The organism is Citrobacter sp. JGM124 (assembly GCF_018257795.1).
Taxonomy (GTDB): domain Bacteria; phylum Pseudomonadota; class Gammaproteobacteria; order Enterobacterales; family Enterobacteriaceae; genus JGM124.
The window spans coordinates 1-2,618 of the sequence record NZ_JAERJD010000028.1 but is presented as its reverse complement, the minus strand read 5'-3'; the positions used below and the strand labels follow the sequence as shown (position 1 = coordinate 2,618).

Genomic DNA, 2,618 nt, shown 5'->3' with positions numbered 1-2,618 from the left:
GGGCTGAAGGAGGCCCCACGCGGCGGGAGTGCCCTGGTGGTGGATGAGCTGATGGGGATACACGGCAAGGCGCTGGACACCCCACTGCGGGTGGAGTTCAGCGCGCCGGGATCCGTGGCGGAGATACGTGTGGCCTTCCCGCAGCTGAATCACGCCGGTACCACGTCCGGGAATCTGTCGGCGCTGGGCACACTCGATGAGGTGTTTATTTCCGAGATGTCGCTGCAGGGCAAGGAGCTGAAAGACCCGGTATTCCGCGCCAGCTATGCGCAGATGGCCACGTGGAATGAACGCACGCTGCGCCTGGTCAGCGGTGACGGTTTCGGTCTGATAATGGGGGCGGGGCTGATGGCGCTCCAGGTCGGAAATATGCAGAGCCTGCGGGATACACTCCGCCAGTCTGTCGGCACCAGTGTGGATGTGGCGACCAGTACCGCCATCAATACCCTGCTGTTTATCGAGGGGATGGCGGAGATATCAGGGTTTGCCTCAAAGCTGGCGCTGAAACTGAACTGGGTGGTGCTGACAGAAGCGCAGCAGGTACCGGGATTGGTGAAGTTTGGTGGGATACTGGCCGGGATAGCCTCGGTTATTGATGGGGTCAGGTATGGAGTGTATGCCAGGGATGCCTATAAAACAGGAGACTCAGGGGCAATGTATTCATATCTACTATCCTCTTCAGCGATGGTTTCTGGTGGTTTTATTAGTGGGTGGTGGGCAAGGGACGGTGTTTTTGCCTTACTAAAAACGAAGGGTTTCAATGTGGTAGGGCTGGGGCCGGCAGGGCTGGCAACACTGCTTATTTTGTCAGGAATGGCGCTGGCTTATGGGGCCAGTGAGCTGCGCAGCACGGCGTTTGAAATCTGGCTGCGGCGGACTTGTTTTGGTATCCCGAACGGGGCAATTAAAGCCCTGCCGGTGTGGCACACCAACAGCCAGGAAGATATGGGCGAGGCGCTGATGCAAATCCGGGCGATAGCCAGCGGGATGGTGGCCGATGTGGCCTTTGCGTCCGGCATGGTGGGGCGCGGTCTCGCCTTTCTGGAGTCAGTCGGCACGGGGCAGCCGGTGATGGCCGGAAAGCTGACGGTGAACGGCACGGAGTACCGCCGGGTGGACTTCCGGGTGAGTATGCCGGGCTGGGTGGCCGGCAGCGGCGGCTGGTCGGTACAGCTGACCGGGGGCGGGAAAACGCTGTTCTCTGAATCCGATAATGCCCCGGGGGGGGAGAACCATCATCAGTTCAGTGGCCCGGAAGGGTACTACCTGCATGACTGGTGGCAAACCGGGGTGACAGGCGATGGTGGCCGGGAGCAGGCACCCTGGTGCATGAATCTGAAGGTCAGCATGCTGGTGCCGCAGAGCAGTACGCCAGAGGTCACACTGAGTGTGGGGTACTGGCCGGACAGCCAGGATGCGGAAAATAAACTGGGCATGACCCTTAACGCGACGCAGGGATAAGATAATGGGCAAAATTAAAAGGCGGCTGAAGAAACAGGCAGAGCGTGCGGAAAGGAATCGGCCCCCGCGCTCACGGCTGGACCATCCGGTTGAGGGCTGGACAGGGGATATGCCGGACAAAGCAGAGGACTGCGGCTTTCCCCCAAGGCTTATTTGGGTGAATGAGCTTAACGATGTGTGGATGGAAATCCCGCGCTATGTGAATTTCGGTTGGGGGGGGATGTGGCCAATGATGCCTTTATCTGTCCTGCCTCTATCTTTTAATGTTTTTGCCCTTACTTTGCCGGGTGTTATATCAGATATGCGTGGTTGGTTTATTTTGGGTCCTTGCACATTCTTTACATTGTGCTTTTTTATCTATTTCCTGAAAAAAATATTATTTGAGCCCCGTGGTGCCCCGGTCCGCTTTAACCGTAAGCGGCAAAAAGTCTATGTCTACGAATTCCAGCAAAGTTTCTGGCCGTGGAGGCGCTGGTATCCGGTTATCAAAGTATTTGACTGGAAAGATATCCACGGCGAGTGGGTGATGCGGCGGGGGCATGCAGACTGGGGGCACCGTATTTACTGCGCGGTCTGTAAACCCGGCACCCTGGAAGTGGTGGATCGGTTTATTCTGACCTGGACGGTCGGTGGAACCGATGCTGCAGGGGGATTGTGGAGTTTCTGCTGTCACTATATGGAGAAAAAGCCGGTGCCGACCGCACCAATGTATACCGATAAACCCCGCGACTGGACACCGTTCAAAACGGTTCGCTGGCCGGCGGAGGTGGCGCTCGAGTCCTCCACCGCCCCTGACGGCGAACCGCCATCCGTCACACACTAAACAGTCTTCACCGACGCTGTAAAATAACCCCCGGCGGCATCTGGCAAGGTCGCTTATTGGATACTGCCAGTCTGTTATCCACTGCCGTTACCTCTAAAACAAGAACCACACTATGCCTGTCGATTAAAAAAACAGGCCTGATGTCAGCATCAGGCCTGCTGCCCCCCAAATTTGCCTGCTGGATGGTAGTGCTGATGATCCTGACTGGGTTCTGTGTCGTCATTTCCCATCCGGCGGCGGGCAAAAACCGTAGGACAGCACACCGGCGGTCACGCTGAAGGTGGCATTCGGCCGGACAGCCAGGATGCGGAAAATAAACTGGGCATGACCCTTA

2 protein-coding genes are annotated in these 2,618 nt (G+C 57.2%); both read left to right on the top strand.

Annotated features, from left to right (window positions below; genetic code table 11):
• Positions 1-1,461: hypothetical protein (locus JK154_RS17545; protein ID WP_211994024.1), on the top strand; the 1,461-nt coding region annotated here is incomplete at its 5' end.
• A 4-nt stretch (positions 1,462-1,465) separates the two neighbouring features.
• Positions 1,466-2,284, top strand: a complete 819-nt coding sequence (locus JK154_RS17540) for a DUF6708 domain-containing protein (RefSeq protein ID WP_249215995.1) — start codon at positions 1,466-1,468, stop codon at positions 2,282-2,284.
• Positions 2,285-2,618: the final 334 nt, after the last annotated feature.

Bases quoted from the DNA above. Each gene is read 5' to 3' on its own strand.
- JK154_RS17540 (WP_249215995.1), top strand. From the start codon at position 1,466: ATGGGCAAAATTAAAAGGCGGCTGAAGAAACAGGCAGAGCGTGCGGAA.